Source organism: Ensifer soli, from assembly GCF_041928815.1.
Lineage (GTDB): Bacteria > Pseudomonadota > Alphaproteobacteria > Rhizobiales > Rhizobiaceae > JBHFEI01.
Genome location: NZ_JBHFEI010000007.1, coordinates 124,459 through 143,972 on the forward strand (window position 1 = coordinate 124,459; position 19,514 = coordinate 143,972).

Below are 19,514 nucleotides of genomic sequence, written 5' to 3' on the forward strand. Positions count from 1 at the left end.
TCCTCTCGCGCGAACCCGTTGGACGGGGCCGCGTCCTGCTGGGATGCATCGTTCAGGAAACCCGCAGATCGGCGGAAAGGCACGCGGCGGACGGCAGCGGCCCCGCCGCCTCATCCTGCGTCAGGCAAGGCGGGCGGGAATGGTCTCGCCCATCACCGCGAGGATCTCGGCGACGAGGGCCGGGCTGCCGGCGATCATCGGGCCGCCGCCGGTCAGCGACCGGCCACCGGCGAGATAGTCGGTCAGCGCCCCGCCCGCCTCGCGGATCAGCGCCAGACCCGCGACCGCGTCCCAGGGCAGCATGTGGCCCTCGGCATAGGCGTCGACCCGGCCGGCGGCGACATAGGCGAGCATCAGCGCGCCGGCGCCGACCTGGCGGAAGCCCGCCCCGCGCGACAGGAGCCGGTTGAGGCCGAGGGTGAAGGCGTCGACATCGACGCGGCGGTTGTGGCCGACGCCGATGGCCGCCTGGTCGAGCGCGGCAATCGCGGTGACGGAGATCGGAGTGCCGTTCATCGTCGCGCCGAGGCCGGCGGCGGCGGCAAACGTCTCGCCGCGCACCGGATCGTGGATGACGCCGACAACCGGCGCGCCGCCGGCCCAGAGCCCGATCGAGACGCACCAGTTGTGCGCGCCCTTGAGGAAATTGGTCGTCCCGTCGAGCGGGTCGACGCACCAGACGGCCGCCGCCGCCTCAGGGCCGGAGAGGCCGGTCTCCTCGCCGAGGAAGCCGTCCTGCGGAAACGCGGGGCGCAGGATTGCGGCGATGATGTCTTCCGCCTCGCGGTCGGCCTGGGAAACGAAATCGTTGACGCCCTTCTGGTCGATCACCAGCCGGTCGCGCCGGGCGTAATGGGCGAGAAGGGCATCGCCCGCCGCCGTCGCCGCCGCTTTCGCGGTGGCAAGCCGTTGCGCGAGGCCGTCGCGGTCGAGCGCAGGGATCCTGTCCGTCGAGGGCATGGCAGACCTTTCGATGGGGACGGCGCGCCGCCCCGGGGCATGGTTCAATAGCGTGTCAGCGCCGTCACGTCGGAGGTGCGCTCCAGCCCCTCGATTGCGCGGCCGAAATTGCGCACGGCATAGAGCGAATAGAGCACGTCGATCACCTGGAGCTGTGCGATCTTCGAGACCATGGATTCGTGGTATTCGGCGGGTCCGATGACGCCGGTGACGGTCGGGGTGAACAGGCAGATGTCGGCGTGGCGGACGATCGGCGAATCGGGAAAGGAGGTGATGGCGAGCGTCGTCGTCCCTTGCGCCTTGGCCTGGCGCAGGCTGTCGACGGTCGAGATGCTGCGGCCGGAATTGGAGACGCCGACGGCAAGCGATTTCGGCCCGAGCGTTGAGATGGAGAATTTCCGGATGCCGAGGTCGCGGAAGAAGAGGCAGCGCTTGCCGACGCGCATGAAGCGCAGCAGCGCGTTCTCGACACAGAGAAGCGAGGCGCCCATGGCGAAGAAGCCGAGCACGTCCGCCTCCTCGATGGCAAGAACAGCCTTTTCCAGCGCCTCGGCCGGCAGGCCGGCCCGGGTGTCGGCGACCGTCATCGCATAGCGTGCCGCCACTTTCGACAGGACCGAGGCGGTGTCGTCCTGGTCGGTGATGTCCTCGTAGACGTGGCGGTCGGTGATCGGCGGCGTGCTCGAGCTTCCCTGCGACAGTTCCTCGGCGATCAGGATCTTGAAATGCTGGAAGCTCTGCACCTCGATCTCGCGCACGAAGCGGGTGACGGTCGATTCCGACACCTCGCATTGCAAGGCGAGATCCTTGATCGAGATCGCCTTGATCTCGTCGGGCGCCTTCAGGACCCGGTCGGCGATCCGCCGGAGGGCAGGGTTCATATAGCCCGCCTTCCAGCGAATCCGCGTCAGGATCCCCTGCCTGTTGTCCGTGGCGATCTCGTCCATGTCGTGGTCCTCTGCATGCCGATGTGCAATTCTATAGCTTGCAGGATGGTCGAAAAGGAATTCTTTTTTCTACCAGACGCGCGTGCCGGCGATGGCCGCCGCACGCGCCGCCTGCATCAGCTGCAGGGCGGTGCGCGCCGCCTCCACCGCGTTGTCGAAGGCCGGGCGCCAGAGGCGCACGCCGCCGACGAGATCCGGCCCGAGCACCTTGGAGGAGAAGCTTTCCACGGTGATATCGCCCGTGTAGCCGACGGATTCCAGCGCGCGAAAATAGCCGACGAGGTCGAAATGGCCGCCGCCGAGCACGCCGCGATTGCTGTCGGCGACATGGGCATAGCCGAGCAGCCCGGCATTGCGATGGATGGCGGCGGTGACGTCGCCTTCCTCGATGTTCATGTGGAACGTGTCCATATGGATGAACATGTTCGCGGCACCGGCATCGCGGATCATCGCCGCCGCCTGGTCGAGCGTGTTGATCATGAAGCTCTCGTAACGGTTCACCGCCTCGAGGCCGAGGCGCAGGCCGAGTTCGCCGGCGCGGCGATCGAGACGGCCGAGCTTCTCGGCGACGCGCGCCCATTGCGCCGGGGTCTGCGGCGCGCCGTAGGAATGGAAGGCGGCATAGACGATGCCGCTCAGCGCCGGGGCCTCGAGCTGCGAGGCGATCTCGAGGCAGCGCGCCACCGTCGCCTCGCCGCGCGCCGCGATTTCGGGATCGTCGGAGGCGATGTCCGTGTCCGGCCCGAGCGCCATGCCGAGGCGCAGGCCGATGCCGGCCTCCTTCACCGCGTCCGCCGTCGCCCTGACGTCGAGGCGGGCCGGATCGAAGATCAGCACCTCGATCAGGTCGTAGCCGATCTCGCGGGCCGCCATGCAGGCGGAACGCGCGCTCGCCGGATTCCAGTCGTCGGTGAAGACGAGACTGTGGACGCCGAATTGGCCGGACATGGTTTCCTCCCCTGTCGTGTTGTCGTTCAGCCGAAGATCGAGCGGATCGTGCCGCCGTCGGCGCGGTGGCAGACGCCGTTCATCGCCGTGTTCGTCATCAGCTGGATGACACCGCGGCCGTGCATGGCCGGATCGATCAGCGTCTGGGTCAGGTTCGACGGCTGGACGTCGCGGTAAAAGTCGCGCAGCGCCTCCTCGACCGTCTTGCCCTGTTCCTTCGCCAGCCCCTCGAAATAGCCGGCGACGGATTCGGTCGCCGTCGTTCCGGGCATGTAGCTGTTGACCCGCACCTTGGTGCCGCGCGTCAGCTCCGCGAGCGACCGGCTGAGGCCGAGCATCGCCGTCTTGGTGACCGAGTAGGGCACCATGTTGCCGATCGATCGGATGCCGGCTTCCGAGGAGATGAAGGCGACGCTGCCCTCGTTGCGCGCGAGCATGTCCTTCATCAGGAGGCGGGTGATGCGCACCGCCGTCATGATGTTGTGGTTGAAATACTCCATCCAGCGCGCGTCGGAGACCTCGAAGAAGTCGTTGACGTCGAAGACGCCGATATTGTTGACGAGGAAGGCGACCGGTCCGAGCGCAGCCGCCTCCTTCGCCAGCGTCTCCGCCCCTTGCGCCGTCAGGAGGTCGGCGACGACGCCATAGGCATTGGCCCCGATCGCGGCGGCGGCCGCGTCGAGCTTCGCCTTGTCGCGGCCATTGATGACGACGACGGCGCCCTCCTCATGGAAGGTCTTTGCGATGGCATGGCCGATGCCGGTCGCGCCCCCGGTGACGATGACGACTTTTCCCTTGACCCCGAAATCCATGGTTCCATTCCTCGATGTTGCGACGCGGCCTTCTGCCGGGCGCTATTGGGCAAGCACTTTCAACAGGTTGTCGACGGCGACACGGGTGGCGCGCTCGACGCTTTCGTCGGTGAGGCCGCCGGCATGCGGCATCAGGATGACGCGCTCGTGCGAAAGCAGCGCCGAGGGCGGCGGCGGCTCGGCGACGAAGACGTCCGTCGCCAGCGCCTGGACCCGGCCGCTGTCGAGGCCTTCGAGCATGGCGCCCTCATCGATGAGTTCGGCGCGCGCGGTGTTGACCACGACGACGCCGGGCCGCAGCGTCGCGATCGCGCCTGCGTCGAGGATCGGACGCCCGGCCGGCGGGCAATGCAGCGAGACCGCGTCCGCCAGGCGAAGCGCTTCGGCAAGCGGCGCGAAGCGGAAGCCGGGACGGGCGAACGAATGGCCGGGATACGGATCGTAGCCGATCACCTCCATGCCGAGGCCGAGCGCCATGTCGACGACGTCGCGGCCGATCGCGCCGCAGCCGATCACGGCGAGGGTGCGCCCGCGCACCTCCCGGCCGATGCGGCGCTGCCAGTCGCCCTTCTTCAGATGGTCGTGCGACCAGGGGATGTGGCGGAAGCCGGCAAGCAGCAGCGCGATCGCCAGTTCCGCGACGCCGCGCGCATTGGCGCCGACGGCCCGCTCGACCGCGATGCCCCGCGTCTCGGCGGCCGCCACGTCGAGGTTGTCGACGCCGGTGCCGTTGCGGCTGATGACGCGCAGGCCCGTCGCCGCGTCGAGCACGCGGTTGCTGATCGGCTCGACGCCGGCAAGCCAGCCGACGCAGCCCGGCACCGTCCGGATCAGATCGTCCTCGGACGGCGTCCGTCCGGGGGCCGGATAGACGATCTCGAAGCCGCGCTCGACCAGCCGCGCCAACGCCGGATGGCCGGCGCCCGACAGCGATCGCGGCGTCACCGCGATGCGTCCGCCCATCACGCGCTCCAGCGCGGATTGTCGACGACGGTCGGCTTGCCGTCGCGCTCGACGATCAGCTTGCGGAACCCCTTGGTCTCGATCGTGCCGTAGTCGTGACCGGCATTGCCGGGGAAGGCGAAGAAGGTGACGAGCGGCTCGGTCGGATGGACGTTGATCGAGCGGTGCGCCCAGCGGCCGGGGACGTAGACCGCCTTGCCCGGCAGGAACTCGCGCCATTCGGTGTCGCCCTCCGGCGTTTCCATCATCATGTAGCCGTGGCCGCGCAGGCAGTAGTAGATCTCCGCCGTGTCGATGATCGTGTGGAAATGGCCCTTGGTCATGTAATATTCGTCGCCGACCTTGCCGGGATAGGTGATCGACGTGCCGTAGGCGACGTCCTTTTCCGTCTCGGGCACGGCCATGTCGTAGAATTCGTAGACGAGGGGGTCGCCCGCCGAAAGCGTGGCCCGGAAGGCGGCCTCGTCGTGGAACATGCCCTTCATTTTTGACAGCGTGCGGCGGATCGGCTCGCGGGTCGAGCTCAGGCCGTTGTTCAGGTTGAATTCGTGCAGGCTCGGGAACATGATGGTCATCGGAGTGGCCCTTCCTTCAGGCGGTTGCGTCCCTGGCGATACGGCTGATCTCGTCGAAGGCCGGGCCCGCCATCGGGATGTCGATGGCGAAGACCTCGGCGATGACGCGGGTCCAGCCGTGGATGAAATAGACCCAGCCGTCATGGACGGTGAGGTTGCGGCTTTGCTGCTGCGCGCGCGCCTGGTCGAGGAAGACGAGGTCGCCGCGATAGTTGAATTCCCAGACGAGGCCATCCTTCGGAAAGACGACGGCGTCGCTGAGCGGCGAGCCCGGGCCGTCCTTGCCGAGGCCGGTGGCGTTCACCACCATCGAGCCTTGCGGCAGCGCCGCGACGATCGCGTCGGCGTCGACGGGACTGGCGGCGAGCCGGTAGTCGACCGGGATGGAAAAGCCGATCGCGGCATGAACCGCGCGCATGTCGGCAAGCGAGGCCTCGCGCCGGGCCGTAACGACGATCCGCGCCGGCACGTCGCCGCCGCCGGCCTTCTTGTTGTGCAGGTAGAGCGTCAAGGCGAGGGACGAGCCGCCGGAGCCGAGCAGGAGCAGATCCGCGCCCGTCTCCTGCCAATGGCCCTGCGGGACGATCGCCTCGAAGCTGGCGCCGGCCGTGATCGGGTCCTTGGCATGGCCGGCGAGCCGCCCGCCGCGCTTGGAGATCGAACTCACCTCATGCAGCGTCGCCGCGTAAGGGTCGAGATCGTCGAAGATGGCGCGGGCGGCCTTCAGCAGGTTGACCTTGTGCGTCGTCACCAGCGCGCCGAGCGACAGCGGATCGGCCTTGATGAACGACACCGCCTCGCGATAGGCCTCCGGCGCGGCGTTCGGGGCAAAATCGATGCCCTTCATCACCGCGTCGAGGCCGAGATGGTCGGCCCAGGCCGGAAAGACCTTCATGATCGAGGACTTGCCGGTGGTCACCCCGATGAAATACATCGTCCGGCGGTCGGCGGGAGCGTAAGCCATGGTCGATCCTATTCGTGATCCGCCCAGTCGCGCGAACGCTCGACGGCGCGGCTCCAGCCGCGATAGAGCCTGTCGGCCTCGCCGCGTTCGATCGAGGCATGGTATTCCCGGTCGAGCGCGAAGGCGTTGCGCAGGTCCGCCTTGTCCTTCCAGAAACCGACCGCGAGGCCGGCGAGGAAGGCAGCCCCCCGCGCGGTCGTGTCGATCACCTTCGGGCGCAGCACCGGCACGCCGAGCAGGTTCGACTGGAACTGCAGGACGAAATTGTTCATGGCGGCGCCGCCGTCGACCTTCAGCTCGGTGAGCGCGATGCCGGAATCGGCCTCCATCCGGCCGATCACGTCGCGGATCTGGTAGGCCATCGATTCGAGCGAGGCGCGGATCAGGTGGTTGCGGTTGGCGCCGCGCGTCAGCCCGACGATGGTGCCGCGGGCATACTGGTCCCAGAAGGGCGCCGAGAGCCCTGTGAAGGCCGGCACGACATAGACGCCGTTGGTGTCCTCCACCTCAAGGGCGGCGGCTTCCGTCTCGGAGGCGGAATGGATGATCTTCAGCTCGTCGCGCAGCCACTGTACCACCGAGCCGACGGTGAAGAGCGTGCCTTCCAGCGCGTATTCCAGCCTGTCGTCGATCTTCCAGGCGACGGTGGTGAGCAGACCGTTGTCCGACGAGATCATCTTCGGCCCGGTGTTCATGAGCAACGTGCCGCCGGTGCCGTAGGTCGCCTTGACGCGGCCGGATTCGAAGCAGGATTGGCCGAAGAGCGCGCCCTGCTGGTCGCCGATCGAGGAGGCGACGGGGATCGCGCCGCCGAACAGCGTCTCGTCTGTGAGCCCGTAGAGTTCGGAGGAATTGCGCACCTCGGGCAGCACCGTACGCGGCACGTTCAGTTCCCGCATCAGCCGCTCGTCCCAGTCGCCGGTGCGGATGTTGAAGAGCAGCGTGCGCGAGGCGTTGGAGGCGTCGGTGACGTGGACGCGGCCGCCGGTCAGGTTCCAGATCAGCCAGGTGTCGATCGTGCCGGCGGCAAGCTCGCCGCGCTCCGCCCGCTCCCGCGCGCCGGGCACATGGTCGAGCACCCAGGCGATCTTCGTCCCGGAGAAATAGGCATCGATGACAAGCCCGGTGTTCTCCTTGACATAGGCTTCGAGGCCGCGGTCCTTGAGCTGGTCGCAGATGCCGGCGGTGCGGCGGTCCTGCCAGACGAGCGCGTTTTGCAAGGGGATGCCGGTGCGGCGGTCCCAGACGAGGCTCGTCTCGCGCTGGTTGGTGATGCCGATCGCGGCGATGTCCGATGCCGTCGCCCCGACCTTCTGCATCGCCTCGCGCGCGACGGAGAGCTGCGTCGCCCAGATCTCGTTGCCGTCATGCTCGACCCAGCCCGGCTTCGGATAGATCTGCCGGAATTCGCGCTGAGCGAGCGCGACGATGCTGCCGGCCCGGTCGAACAGGATGGCGCGCGCGCTCGACGTGCCCTCGTCGAGCGCCATCACGTAGGTCTGAACCATGGTCTCCTCCCAGAAACTCTCAGTCGTTCGGCTTGAACAGGATCTTGTGGTAGGGGCCGAACGTGCGCTCCTTCAGCGCCTTGAAGATGGACGGCGCCTCCTCCAGCGCCGCCCTGTGGGTGATCAGCGGCTCGACGACGAGCCGCCCCGCCTCGATCAGGGCGATGATGTCGAACCATTCCTTGCCGGGAAACGGCAGGGAATAGGAATTCCACGAGCCGATGACCTCCAGCTCCTCGCGCACGATGCGGGCGAACGCCTTTTCCGCGAAGGTGACGTTGCCATGGGCGGTGCCGTAGAACATCACCTTTCCCTGCTTTTTCGCAACAAGGACCGCGAGATCCCGGCCCGGGCCCGAGCCCGCACATTCGAGCGAGACCGCGACGCCGCGCCCGCCGGTCGCTTTCAGGACCTCGGCGACCGCATCGACCTTCGCCGGATTGATGCAGACATCGGCGCCGACGCTCTTCGCAAGCGCCAGCTTCTCCTCGTCGACGTCGATCGCGATCAGCGGCTGGGCGCCCGAAAGCCGTGCGAACTGCAGCGCGAAGAAGCCGAGCGCGCCGCAGCCGACGACGGCCACCGCATCGCCGAGCTTCAGGTCGAGCTTGTGGATGCCGTGCAGGATGATCGCCGCCGGCTCGATGGTGGCGGCGACCTCCAGCGAGACGCCCGCCGGCACCTTGACGACGTTTTCCGCCGGCGCGCAGACATAGTCGGCGAAGGCGCCGTCGCGGCGCGAGCCGACGAAGTCGTAGTCGTCGCAGAGCGAGAACTTGCCGGCCGCGCACCACTGGCAATGCCGGCAGGGGATCAGCGGCGCGATCGCCGCCCGGTCGCCGACGGCAAGGCCGCTGACGCCGTCGCCGAGCCCCGCGACGGTGCCGGAGAATTCATGGCCGGGAATGGTCGGAAAACGATAGGTGCCGGTGACCATGACGCGGCCGATGTCGGAGCCGCAGATGCCGGCCGCGCCGACCTTGACCAGGACCTCGCCCGGACCGGGAACGGGGACCGGGACGTCCCCGACCCTCAGATCGGCGGGGGCGTGCAGGATGGCGGCCTTCATGCGAGATGTCCTTCCTGCGGAAACAGCACCGTCTTCATGCCCTTGCCAGACAGCGCATGGTCGAAGGCGGCGACCGCGTCGTCCATGCCGAAGCGGTGGGTGACGATGTCGCGGACGCGGATCTTGCCGGTCTCGACGAGGCGCAGCGCATGGGCGTAGTCACTGACGCTCGATCCGGTCGAACCCATCAGGCGGATGCCCCAGTAATGAATCTTGTTGGTGTCGAGCTCGACCCGCGTGCCCTTGGCAAGGCCCGAAAAGACGTTCATCCGGCCGAGACGGGCAAGGCAGGCCATCGCCTGTCCCTGCAGCTCCGGTGCCGGCGCGCAGGTCAGCGCCACGTCGACACCGCGTCCGCCGGTCAGCCGCATCACCTCCTCGACGACATCGACCGTGCTGGAATCGACCGTATCGGTCGCTCCCTGGTCGGCGATTTCGGCGAGCCGCCCGGCCCGGCGGCCGACGACGATCACCTGCCGCGCGCCATAGGCGCGGGCGAGCTGGAGGAAGAGGCCGGCGATCGGCCCGGTGCCCATGACGAGCACCCGATCCTCAGGCGTCACGTCGAGGTCTTTCCAGGCATTGACGCAGCAGGAGAGCGGCTCGACCAGCGAGGCCTCCTCGTAGGACAGCGCCGAGGGGATCTCGAAGAGATTGCCGCCGGAAAGCGCAGGCTGCGTCACGAGCATGTATTGCTGGAAGCCGCCGTCGATGTTGATGCCGAAGGCATCGTAGTCCGGGCACATGTTGTTGAAGCCGCGCCGGCACATCTCGCAATGGCCGCAGCCGATGTTGGGCACGACGGAGACGCGCTTTCCCGGCGTCCAGAAGGAGACGTGGCGGCCGACCTCGACCACCTCGCCGGAAAGTTCATGGCCGAGCACCCGCGTGTCGTTCGCGCCGACGCGGAAATGACCGCCGCGGACGATCTTCAGGTCGGTGCCGCAGATCGAGGCGGCATGGACCCGGACCAGGACTTCGTCGTCCTTCGGGCGCGGCCGGTCGCGCTCCTCGAGCGCGATCGTGCCCTGCCCCTGGTAGACGGCGGCCTTCATCGGCTCAGACCTCCATCCCGTAGCGATGCGCCTTGTGGGTCGGGTAGAGCGAGATCGTCGGGATCGTGACGTCCGGCGTGCGGGTCGCGACATAGAGCGCCAGCCAGGCGACGTTGTCGACGTCGATGCAGGAGGCGTGGATGCCTTCCTTCATTTCCTTCTCGTCGAGCCAGCCGTCAGTATAGGCGACCAGATTGCCGTCATAGAGACCCTTGTCGATGATCTCGGTCATCGGCGTCTTCACATGGCTCGGGTTGAGCACGGTGACGCCGATCTTCTTCTCCTTGCCTTCGAGCAGGATGTTCTTCGAGAAGCCGAGCATGCCGTGCTTGGAGGCGCGGTAGGGGCTGTGGCCGGGGCCGGAAGCGACGCGGGTCGAGGACGAGCCCATGTTGATGATGCGGCCGCCTTCGGCCTGCTTTTCCATGTAGAGGAAGGCTTCGCGGCAGCAGAGGAAGACGGCGGTCAGGTTCGGGCCGATCGTCTTGTTCCACTCCTCGAGCGTCACCTGCGTCACCGGCGGCGCCAGGCTGTCGCGGCCGGCCGAATTGACGACGACGTCGATCGATCCGAAGGCGTCGTTGACCTGCCTGAAGAAGGCGCGGACGGTCTCCTCCTCGGTGACGTCGGCGAAGATCGGCAGCACGTCGCCGCCCTCCGCCTTGATTTCCGCCGCGATGCGCTCGAGCCGCTCGCGGTCGAAATCCACCATCGCGACCCGCGCGCCGTTGTCGGCATAGATGCGGGCGACCGCTTCGCCGATGCCGGACGCCGCGCCGGTGATGATGCAGGATTTCCCCTGAAGGGAAAGCCCCTGCGAAAGCCCGTTTCCAACCATGATGTCCTCCTTGCGCCGCGCAACCTTCTGCGCGGTCGTCCGTGGTGCCGGCGGGTGGGGTGGACGGCCGGGATGCGGCACGGCGACGGTCACGCCGGCATCGCTCCTCCCTCCGGATCCGCCCCTCCCGCGTCGAATTCGATCCGTATTTCTGTCATAGAAGGAAATTCTTTATTGCGCAACATTAAAAAAAATGATTTTTATTTTTTACGCCGACCGCCTCATTAGAGGCCGGCGGTCCTTCGATCACGCGCGACACCGTCCGGCCTTTCGGGCGGGCGCGTTCACCCCGCCGGCGGCGCACGGACGCCGCCGACACAGGATATCAGGCAGGCCATCATGACAGGCATCACCGCGGTCCTCTGGGACATGGACGGCACGCTGGTCGACAGCGAGACCATCGCTATCGCCGCGCTCGCCCTCGCCATCGCAGAGCAAGGCATCACCCCACCTGAGGATCTCCACCACAGCGCCGCGGGCCGGGCGGCCGACGACCTCTACCGCTGGATGCGCGACGCATATGGGCTCGGCCTCGATCCGCTCGCCTGGGAACGGCGCAAGCTCCACCACTATATGCGCCAGGCGGACGCGCTGCGCGGCTTCGACGCCGCCATCGCCTGCTGGCGCCGCTTCGAGGCCACCGGCATCGCCCAGGCCGTCGTTTCCAACAGCGACCGGCTGATCATGGACGTCAACCTGCGCGCGGTCGGGCTGGCCCGCCCCGGCCTCGTCACGGTCGCCCGCAACGACGTCCGCAAGGGAAAGCCGGATCCTGAAGGCTACCACCGCGCCGCGCACCTGCTCGGCGCGGCACCGGGCGCCTGCCTGATCGTCGAGGACAGCCTGAGCGGTGCCGCCGCCGGCCTTGCCTCGGGCATGCCGGTCGTCTTCGTGCCGCACGCGACGGTGCCGGCACCGGCAGGGGTCCGGCCGCTTTCCGGCATGGAGGAACTCGAGGAGATCGTGCTCGGGCCCGCGGAGGCATTGAGGCGCAACGGCTGAACCGGAAAGGACGGGCCCGGGAGAGGCCCAGGGGAGGAGAGACATGCAGGAAGACCATGCGATCGCCGTGATCGACATCGGCGCCACCAACAGCCGTGTCGTGCTGATGGACGCGGACCTGAAAGAGATATCAAGCCGCAAGACGGCGACGCTGCACCGGCCGAGGCCGCCCTTCGCCCGGATCGACCATGAAAACCTCGTCGCCTTCGTCACCGAGAGCCTGATCGCGCTCGACGCGGAACGTCCGGTCGACACGATCGCGATCAGCGCCTTCGGCGCGACCGTCGCCTGCCTCGACGCCGGGGGCGGGCTGGTCTTCCCGATCATGGACTATCTCGCCGAGCCGCCGCCGGAGATCGCGGCGGGTTATGCCGCGATCGCGCCGCCCTTCGAGGAGGTGTTTTCGCTTGTCTCGCCGAGCGCGCTGACGCTCGGGCGCCAGCTTTACTGGCTGGAAACCGCTCACCCCCAGGACTTTGCCCGGATCCGCCATGTCGTCCCGTGGAGCGCCTTCATCGGCATGGCGCTCGGCGGCGCGGCGGTAAGCGAGATCTCCAATCTCGGCGTCTTCACCCATTTGATCGACGTGCGCAGCGGCACCTGGTCGAGCCTCGTTACGCGCCGCGGCTGGGAGCGGCTCTTTCCCGCCAGGCGCCATGCCTGGGATGTCGTCGGGACCTTTCGCGCCGGCGACGGACGGAGGCTCCGCGGGCGCGGCGACATCCTCTGCGGCATCCACGATTCCAACGCCAACTGGCTGCGTTATCTCGCCGGGCGCAGCGGCCCCTTCTCGCTGCTGTCGACCGGCACCTTCGTCATCGGCTTCGATTCCGGCGCCGACCTCGGCGGTCTCGATCCTGAAACCGACACGTTCTCCTTCAACGACATCTTCGGCCGCCCGGTCGGCTGCGCCCGCTTCTACGGCGGCTACGAGTTCGACCGCATCCTCGCCGGCGCGCGGCCCGACGATGCGGACATCGCATCGATCCGGCAGGTGATCGGCGACGACGTGTTCGCCCTACCGAGCTTCTCCGACACGGGCGGGCCGGTTCCGAACCGCGGCAAGCGCGGCCGCATCGTCGGCGCGGGACCGGACACCGCCGAACGACGCGCCTCGGTCGCCACGCTCTACTACGCGCTGATGGCCGACCGGATGCTGACCAACCTGCGCTCGTCGGCGGAGATCATCATCGACGGGCCGGCGGCGCGCAATCCGTTGCTGACCGGCCTGATCGGCGCGCTGAGGCCCGGCCAGCCGGTGCTCGCTTCCGATCTCGCCGAGGGTACGACACTCGGCGCCGGCATGCTTGCGCTGATGAAGGGGAGCGGACGCCTGCCCGAGCTGCCGTCCGCCCTGCACCCCTGCCCCACCGCCGCCTTTCCCGGTCTCGACGACTATCGCGACCGCTGGAACGCCCTGATCGAAAAGGAAATCCTCTCTTGACCGTCACGCTCTCCGTCAACACCAACCCGCTGATCAACCGCGTCGGCGACCTCGGCGACCTCGCGCGCATCGCCGCCGACGAGATCGGCATCCGGCGCCTGCAGCTCACCCACGAATTCATCAATCCGACCTGGCCGGTGGCGGCGCAGCACCGGCTGGTGCGCGCCTTCACGAAGGCCGCCGCGCCGCGGGGACTGCGCGCCACCTCGCTGATGACCGGCGCGCAGGCGCGCCTCCTCGCCATGGGCCATCCAGATCCCGATGTCCGCCGCTGGACGGTCGACTGGTTCATCGGCTTCGCGCGGATTGCCGGCGACCTCGGCGCCCGCTCGATCGGCTCGCAATTCGCCATCCTGACCTGGGCCGACCATGACGATCCCGCCCGCCGCGAGGCGCGGATCACGGCGGCGCTCGACGGCTGGGAGGAGATCTGGACGGCGGCCGAGGCCTTCGGCCTCGATTTCCTGTTCTGGGAGACGATGTCGGTCGGCCGCGAGCTCGGCCACACGATCAAGGCGACCGAAGACCTGCAGCGCCGCGTCCGGGCGCGGGGCCTGCCGCTCAAACTCCTGCTCGACGTCGACCACGGCGACCTGAGCTCGCCCGACCCCGACGACACCGATCCCTTCGCCTGGATCCGCGCCTTCGGCAAGGAAAGCCCGATCGTGCATGTCAAGCAGAGCAGCGCCAGCAACAAGGGCGGCCATTTTCCCTTCGTCGAACCCTACAACAGCAACGGCCGCATCGATCCGGCCGAAATCGCCGCCGCCGTCGCCGAGCACGGTCCGGCGGAATGCGAACTCTGCATGGAGCTGAGTTTTCGCGAGCGCGAGCCCGCCGACCGGCTGGTGATCCCGCAGCTCGCGGCAAGTGTCGACTACTGGCGGCCCTATGTGACCGTCTGAGACGGTGAAAGGCGGGTCCTGCCGCAGGACCCGCCTTTCGGCGACGGACGCGGGAAGACACCGGTGGATCGGGCGGAGGATCGATGTCCGGAACGCGACGCGTTCATCCTCGCCCGGCGGCCCGGTCCTGTCTGGAAAGTGCCGACATTTTGTCGCGTCTCGCAGCTCGGTTCGGACTCACACGGCGCCGCGGTCCGCTCCTTCCGTCCGCCGCGCCCCGGCAGAACGCGGCAGATGCCCGACGTCAGGCGACCGCATAGCCGCCGTCGACGGGCAGCACGACGCCGGTGACGTAGGACGCATCGCCCGACAGCAGGAAATGGATGACGGCGGCGATGTCGGCGGGACGGGCCCAGCGTCCCATCGGGATGCGGGCGCCGATCCGGGCGCGGCGATCGCCGTCGTCGCGGGCGCGCTGGGTCATGGCGGTCTCGACCCAGCCGGGCGCGACCGCATTGGCGCGCACGCCGCGCGGCGCCCAGGCGACCGCCATCGACCGCGTCATCGCCGCGACCGCCCCCTTGCTCGCCGTATAGGCCGGCGCGCCGGGCGAGCCGAAGATCGACCACATCGAGGCCATGGTCACCACCGCGCCGCCCGCCGCCTCGAGCCTCGGCAGCATGGCATTGGCGAGCGCGAAGCCGGCGGTGACGTTGATCGCCATCACTTCCGCGAAGGCGTCCTCCTGCCACTCGCGCTCGTGGCGGAGGATCCCGGCGCAGAGCACGAGGCCGTTGAGCCGCTCGAAGGCCGGCAGCTTGGCCGAAAGCGAGGCGATGTCGGAAACGTCGGCCTCCACGAAGGTGATCGCGTCGGGCAGATCCGGATCGGCGGCAAGGCCGGCGGCGATCACCCGCCAGCCTTCCGCCGTCAGCCGTTCGCCGACCGCGCGGCCGATGCCGGTGCCGCCTCCGGTGACGAGCGCGAGCCTGGTCATGCATGTGTCTCCTTGATGGATGGGACGAGGCGGGCGCGGGGCTCCGGACGCCCGCGGGCGTCGAGGTCCTCGATGAGAAAGACGCTGCCGGCCTGCACATCGAGACCGCCCTGCCAGGGCAGGCGGCGGTTCATCGAGGTGACGAGCAGGCTGTCGAGATCCGGCCCGCCGAAGGCGAGGCTGGTGAGGTTGGCGGTGGGCAGGATGACCGCGTCGCGCAGGTCGCCGTCGGCATCGTGCACGGCGAGGATGCCGGCGCCGTTCCTCGCCTGCCAGTAGCGCCCGTCGGCATCGACGGTGGCGCCGTCCGGCAGGCCGTCCTCCTCGGCAAGCGTGATGAAAGGTCGCTTGCGTCCGAGCGTTCCGCTCGCAGGGTCGTAGTCGACGCGGCATACCGCCATGCCGGCGCTGTCGGACATGTAGAGCACACGCCCGTCCGAAGACCAGGCCGGCCCGTTGAAGACGGTGTAGCCGGGGTCGACCATGCGGCAGGCGCCGTCCTCGGAAAAGAGATAGGCCGCCCCGATCGGCGCGCTCTCGCCGAGATCCATCGTCCCCGCGAGCAGCCGGCCCTCAGGGTCGACCTTGCTGTCGTTGAAGCGCACGCCGGGCGGCAGGAGGCCGGGCGCCGCGACGGTCTCGGGCTCCGCGCCGAAGCGCAGACGGCCGATGCGGCGGGAGAAGGCAAGCAGGATCGCGCCGTCGGCGCAAAGCGTGATCGAGCCGACCGTGTCGGGCAGGATCTGCCGCTCGACGAGACGGCTTGCCCAGTGCATGCGGAAGAGGGCCGGCCGCAGGCCGTCGACCCAGTAGAAGGCGTTTTCGTCCGGATGCCAGAGCGGGCTTTCGCCGAGGATCATCGGCGGCAGGTCGAGGCGGGTGATCTTCATCGGCGCCTCAGAAATCCAGCCGCGTGGCCTTGGTCAGGCCGCCATCGACGAGGATGTCCTCGCCGGTGATGAAGCCGGCCCCGTCGGAGGCGAGGAAGACGGCCGTTGCCGCCACCTCCTCCGGCCGGCCGATGCGCTCCAGCGCATGCATGTGGCGAAACCGCGCCGTCAGCCCGCCGGTCGGATCGCCGTCGAGGATCGCCTGCGTCATCGCCGTGGCGATCGCGCCCGGCGAGATCGTGTTGAAGCGGATGCCCTGAGCCCCGTATTCGAGGGCGAGCTGGCGCGTCATCGATACGATCGCGCCCTTGGAGGCGGCATAGGCGGTGAAGCCGGGGATCGAATGGCTGCGATGCACGCTCGACAGGCTGATCACCGCGCCGCCCTTCTGCTCGATCATCGCCGGCAGCACCGCGCCGGTGATGCGGAACGCACCGCCGACATTGATGTCGAGCACGCGGCTCCAGTCAGCTTCCGCCATCTCCGGCAGGGAACGGCCGGGCGGCGGCAGGATCGCGGCATTGTTGACGAGGATGTCGATGCGGCCGAAGCGCTGCCTGACCGCCGCGACAAAGGCGCGGACCGACGCTTCGTCGGCGAGATCGACGCGGCTGAACAGCGACCGCTCGCCCGAGGGATCGAGGCTGGCGAAAACCGCCCGCCCCTCCTCTTTCTTCACGTCGCAGCCGGCGACGATCGCGCCCTCGGCCGCCATGGCGCGGGCGATCGCCTCGCCGAGCCCCTGCGCCGCGCCGGTGACGATCGCGACCTTTCCTTGAAGCCGTCCGTCCATGTCACGCTCCCCCGCCCATGTCGAAGACGAGCCGGTAGGTCCGGCTCTCGCCCGGCTCCATCCAGGCATCCGGATGGAAATCTCCCTCGGACGCCAGCCCCGGCATCATCGCCGAGGCCGGCTCGATGCCGATCATGTTGGCGCCGGGAAAGCGGTTCCACCATTGCACGAGATGGGTGAAATGCGGCGAATCCATCGTGATCGCCAGCGACAGACCGCCCTTCTCCGCCGCCTGGCCCACGGTGATCGTGTCGGCCCATTCGGAGCGGGGAATGCACTTGAACCGTTCGACCTCGTCGTCGGAAAGCGGCGGCATCGGCGTCGGCATGTGAGGATCGGCGGGCACGCCGTCGATCGTGGTGCCGTCGTCGACGAGCGGATAGGCGAGGTTGACGTGGTAGAGGACGCGATGCGGCGAGCGGTTGCGGCCGATATGGGTGACCTGGTCCTCCAGCGTGACCTTCGGCTCGAAGACCGGGATGGTGATGGTGCGGATGACGTCGTAGCCCTCGGCGAAGAGCGAGAACTGCCGGAGCCGGCCGCGAATGCGGATCACGGGTTCTCCTTCCGTCTCGACGCCATAGGAGAGGAGGCGGGCGGGCACGGCATGGGCCCTGCCATGCAACGGATAGTCCTGCCGCTCGCGCAGGGCATAGCGGTGATGATCCGCCGGGCCCTCGCGCGCCGGGCCGTAATGGTCCCAGCCGCAGGTGACGAGGAAGCCGGAGAAGCCGCGCAGGAAGGAAAGCCCGCCCTCCCCGTCCGTGCCGTGCAGGCCGGGCGCCGTCAGCCCGGTCGGCGAATGCCAGCCGAGCGGCTGGCCGCGATAGTCGAGATCGGCGATGTCGAGGCCGCGGTCGACGGCGATGCGGAAGTGCAGGCCGGCGATCGTCCGGCCGATGAGGAAGCGCGCGCCGCGCGCCGGCCCGTCCTCACCCGAAACGAGGTCGATGTCGGCGAACTGGGCGAGGTCGTTGGCGAGCCGGCGCATGGTGCGGAGATCGGTCATGGCGTTTCTCCTCAGCCGCCGATCGCCGCGAGGATCTCCCGCTCGATCCCGGCCTCGTCGAGCCGGTAATGGGCGTAGAGATGGGTCGGGGGAGCGATCAGCGCATATTCGTCGCGGATGCCGTGGCGAATGAGTTTTCTGCCGATGCCCTCGTCGGCAAGCACCTCGGCGACGGCGGAGCCGAGGCCGCCGAGCACATTGTGCTCCTCGACCGTCATCAGCATGCGCGAGGACGCGGCCGCTTCGAGGATCGCGTCGCGGTCGATCGGCTTGACGGTCGCCATGTCGAGGACGCCGACAGAGCGGCCGGCGGCGTTCAGCCTGCGCGCCGCCTGGACGACCGGATAAACAGGCATGCCGCAGGCGATCACGGTGATCTCCTCGCCTTTCGCATGCTCGATCGCCTTGCCGAAGACGAATGGTTTTTGCGCGTCGTAAAGCGCCGGTTCACGGCCGCGGCCGGTGCGGAAATAGATCGGCCGGTCATGGTCGGCGGACGCCACGATCGCCGCCTCGAACTGCGGCCCGTCGGCGGGCGAGACGATGGTGAGGTCGGCAATCGAGCGCATCGTGCCGATATCCTCGGTGGCGTGATGCGAGGTGCCGTAGAAGCCCATGGAAATGCCGGTGTGATGGCCGACGAGCCGGACCGGCTGGGCGCAATAGGCGACATCCATGCGGATCTGCTCGCAGGCGAGCAGGCCGAGGAAAGAGGCGAAGGTGGCGACGAAGGGCATCATGCCGGTGGTGGCAAGCCCGGCGGCGACCGAGACCATGTTCTGCTCGGAAATGCCGAACTGGATGTAGCGCTCGGGGTGGCGCTCGGCGAACCGGTTCAGCCCGTTCGAGAATTGCAGGTCGGCCGAGCCGGCGACGACCGGATGGCCGGCATCGAGCAGACGGAAGAGCCCGTTGGAAAAATGGTCGAGGCCGGGCGTGCGGGCATTGAGCTCGCGGTAATGCCAGGAATTTTGCGACAGCGGACGATTCATGGCTCAGATCTCCTCGGCGACGATTTCGCGGACGGCGCGCTCGGCGTCCGACGGGTCGAGATAGCCGAGATGCCAGCCGGGCTCGGTTTCCATGTAGGAAACGCCCTTGCCCTTGACGGTGCGGGCAATGACGCAGGCGGGCTTGTCGCGCGCCGCGTCGGCCTTGACGGAGCGCAGGCATTCGGTGAGCGCGGCGACGTCGTGGCCGTCGACGACATGCACCTCCCAGCCGAAGGCGCGCCACTTCTCGTCGAGCGGCTCGATGCCGATCACGTCGTCGACGGCGCCGTCGAGCTGATAGCCGTTGCGGTCGACGATGGCGACGAGGCGTCCGAGCTTGTGATGAGCGGCGTGAAGGGCCGCCTCCCAGACCTGACCTTCCTGCATCTCGCCGTCACCGAGCATGACGAAGGTGGTGAAGCCGCGCCTCTGCAGCCGCGCGCCGGTCGCCATGCCGATGCCGTTCGACAGCGCGTGGCCGATCGAGCCGGAGGAGAAATCGACGCCCGGCACCTTGCGCATGTCGGGATGGTCGCCGAGCGGGCTGCCGAGGCGGGTATAATCGTCAAGCAGCGCGGCGTCGAAGAAGCCGAGATCGGCGAGCACCGGAAACAGGCCGACCGCCGCATGGCCCTTGCCCATCAGGAAGCGGTCGCGGTCCGGCCAGCCGGGCTCGCCCCGGCGCAGCGTCATCACGTCATAATAGAGCGCGGAGAAGATCTCCGCCGCTGAGAAGACCGACGTATAGTGGCCGACCTTGGCGATCTCGATCAGCCGGATCGTTTCCAGCCGGACGAACCGGGCTCGTTCCTTGAGCCGTGCGACCGTCGCCGCGTCCGGCCGATGATTGTGTCCCGCCGATGCCATTCTGCCTCCCTGCGGATCGAAAAATCCCTGCGTCGC

General features: G+C 68.3%; 20 protein-coding genes. 3 read left to right on the forward strand and 17 right to left on the reverse strand.

From position 1 onward, the window contains the following. Positions 1 to 120 precede the first annotated feature (120 nt). From ACEVQ6_RS12475 to ACEVQ6_RS12525, 11 genes are all read right to left on the reverse strand, one after another. Positions 121 to 960, reverse strand: coding sequence for an inositol monophosphatase family protein (locus ACEVQ6_RS12475; protein ID WP_374889317.1), 840 nt, complete (start codon positions 958 to 960; stop codon positions 121 to 123). Between the two features lie 44 nt (positions 961 to 1,004). Beyond that, positions 1,005 to 1,907: a MurR/RpiR family transcriptional regulator gene (locus ACEVQ6_RS12480; protein ID WP_374889318.1), complete on the reverse strand. Its 903-nt coding sequence runs from the start codon at positions 1,905 to 1,907 to the stop codon at positions 1,005 to 1,007. Positions 1,908 to 1,976: 69 nt separating this feature from the next. Next, entirely contained in the window at positions 1,977 to 2,855 is an 879-nt protein-coding gene (locus tag ACEVQ6_RS12485; RefSeq protein WP_374889319.1) for a sugar phosphate isomerase/epimerase family protein, read from the reverse strand. 26 nt (positions 2,856 to 2,881) lie between these two features. Further along, positions 2,882 to 3,667, reverse strand: a complete 786-nt coding sequence (locus ACEVQ6_RS12490) for an SDR family NAD(P)-dependent oxidoreductase (protein ID WP_374889320.1) — start codon at positions 3,665 to 3,667, stop codon at positions 2,882 to 2,884. A 42-nt stretch (positions 3,668 to 3,709) separates the two neighbouring features. Next, on the reverse strand, positions 3,710 to 4,630 hold the full coding sequence (locus ACEVQ6_RS12495; RefSeq protein WP_374889321.1) for a phosphoglycerate dehydrogenase: 921 nt from the start codon (positions 4,628 to 4,630) through the stop codon (positions 3,710 to 3,712). Continuing rightward, positions 4,630 to 5,205 carry a glucose-6-phosphate isomerase gene (locus ACEVQ6_RS12500; protein ID WP_374889322.1) on the reverse strand — a complete coding sequence of 192 codons (576 nt, stop codon included), beginning with the start codon at positions 5,203 to 5,205 and terminating at the stop codon, positions 4,630 to 4,632. The genes ACEVQ6_RS12495 and ACEVQ6_RS12500 overlap by 1 nt, the downstream gene beginning before the upstream one ends. 16 nt (positions 5,206 to 5,221) lie before the next feature. Then, a complete protein-coding gene (locus ACEVQ6_RS12505; protein ID WP_374889323.1) occupies positions 5,222 to 6,169 on the reverse strand; it encodes a shikimate dehydrogenase in 948 nt (315 codons plus the stop codon). An 8-nt stretch (positions 6,170 to 6,177) separates the two neighbouring features. Then, positions 6,178 to 7,677, reverse strand: coding sequence for a glycerol kinase GlpK (gene glpK, locus ACEVQ6_RS12510; RefSeq protein WP_374889324.1), 1,500 nt, complete (start codon positions 7,675 to 7,677; stop codon positions 6,178 to 6,180). A gap of 19 nt (positions 7,678 to 7,696) precedes the next feature. Continuing rightward, on the reverse strand, positions 7,697 to 8,746 hold the full coding sequence (locus ACEVQ6_RS12515) for a galactitol-1-phosphate 5-dehydrogenase (protein ID WP_374889325.1): 1,050 nt from the start codon (positions 8,744 to 8,746) through the stop codon (positions 7,697 to 7,699). Next, positions 8,743 to 9,801, reverse strand: a complete 1,059-nt coding sequence (locus ACEVQ6_RS12520; RefSeq protein ID WP_374889326.1) for a zinc-dependent dehydrogenase — start codon at positions 9,799 to 9,801, stop codon at positions 8,743 to 8,745. Before ACEVQ6_RS12520 ends, ACEVQ6_RS12515 begins: the two co-directional genes overlap by 4 nt. Positions 9,802 to 9,805: 4 nt before the next feature. Beyond that, entirely contained in the window at positions 9,806 to 10,639 is an 834-nt protein-coding gene (locus tag ACEVQ6_RS12525; RefSeq protein ID WP_374889327.1) for an SDR family oxidoreductase, read from the reverse strand. A 339-nt stretch (positions 10,640 to 10,978) separates the two neighbouring features. Between ACEVQ6_RS12525 and ACEVQ6_RS12530 the strand changes: the two genes are divergently transcribed. The 3 genes from ACEVQ6_RS12530 to ACEVQ6_RS12540 are packed head-to-tail and all read left to right on the forward strand — an operon-like array spanning position 10,979 to position 13,990. Then, the gene (locus ACEVQ6_RS12530) at positions 10,979 to 11,641 is read left to right on the forward strand and encodes an HAD family hydrolase (RefSeq protein ID WP_374889328.1); all 663 of its coding nucleotides are present in this window, start codon (positions 10,979 to 10,981) and stop codon (positions 11,639 to 11,641) included. 43 nt (positions 11,642 to 11,684) lie between these two features. After that, positions 11,685 to 13,085 carry an FGGY-family carbohydrate kinase gene (locus ACEVQ6_RS12535; protein WP_374889329.1) on the forward strand — a complete coding sequence of 467 codons (1,401 nt, stop codon included), beginning with the start codon at positions 11,685 to 11,687 and terminating at the stop codon, positions 13,083 to 13,085. Then, a complete protein-coding gene (locus ACEVQ6_RS12540) occupies positions 13,082 to 13,990 on the forward strand; it encodes a sugar phosphate isomerase/epimerase family protein (protein ID WP_374889330.1) in 909 nt (302 codons plus the stop codon). Before ACEVQ6_RS12535 ends, ACEVQ6_RS12540 begins: the two co-directional genes overlap by 4 nt. A gap of 244 nt (positions 13,991 to 14,234) precedes the next feature. Here ACEVQ6_RS12540 and ACEVQ6_RS12545 read toward each other — a convergent pair whose 3' ends face one another. The 6 genes from ACEVQ6_RS12545 to ACEVQ6_RS12570 are packed head-to-tail and all read right to left on the reverse strand — an operon-like array spanning position 14,235 to position 19,478. After that, on the reverse strand, positions 14,235 to 14,927 hold the full coding sequence (locus ACEVQ6_RS12545) for an SDR family NAD(P)-dependent oxidoreductase (protein ID WP_374889331.1): 693 nt from the start codon (positions 14,925 to 14,927) through the stop codon (positions 14,235 to 14,237). Continuing rightward, on the reverse strand, positions 14,924 to 15,817 hold the full coding sequence (locus ACEVQ6_RS12550) for an SMP-30/gluconolactonase/LRE family protein (RefSeq protein ID WP_374889332.1): 894 nt from the start codon (positions 15,815 to 15,817) through the stop codon (positions 14,924 to 14,926). The genes ACEVQ6_RS12545 and ACEVQ6_RS12550 overlap by 4 nt, the downstream gene beginning before the upstream one ends. Before the next feature lie 7 nt (positions 15,818 to 15,824). Continuing rightward, positions 15,825 to 16,610: an SDR family NAD(P)-dependent oxidoreductase gene (locus ACEVQ6_RS12555; protein ID WP_374889333.1), complete on the reverse strand. Its 786-nt coding sequence runs from the start codon at positions 16,608 to 16,610 to the stop codon at positions 15,825 to 15,827. Position 16,611: 1 nt separating this feature from the next. Then, entirely contained in the window at positions 16,612 to 17,619 is a 1,008-nt protein-coding gene (locus ACEVQ6_RS12560) for a DUF4432 family protein (protein WP_374889334.1), read from the reverse strand. Positions 17,620 to 17,630: 11 nt separating this feature from the next. After that, complete coding sequence (locus tag ACEVQ6_RS12565; protein ID WP_374889335.1) at positions 17,631 to 18,611, reverse strand: transketolase family protein; 981 nt, start codon at positions 18,609 to 18,611, stop codon at positions 17,631 to 17,633. A 3-nt stretch (positions 18,612 to 18,614) separates the two neighbouring features. Then, the gene (locus ACEVQ6_RS12570; protein ID WP_374889336.1) at positions 18,615 to 19,478 is read right to left on the reverse strand and encodes a transketolase; all 864 of its coding nucleotides are present in this window, start codon (positions 19,476 to 19,478) and stop codon (positions 18,615 to 18,617) included. Positions 19,479 to 19,514 lie beyond the last annotated feature (36 nt).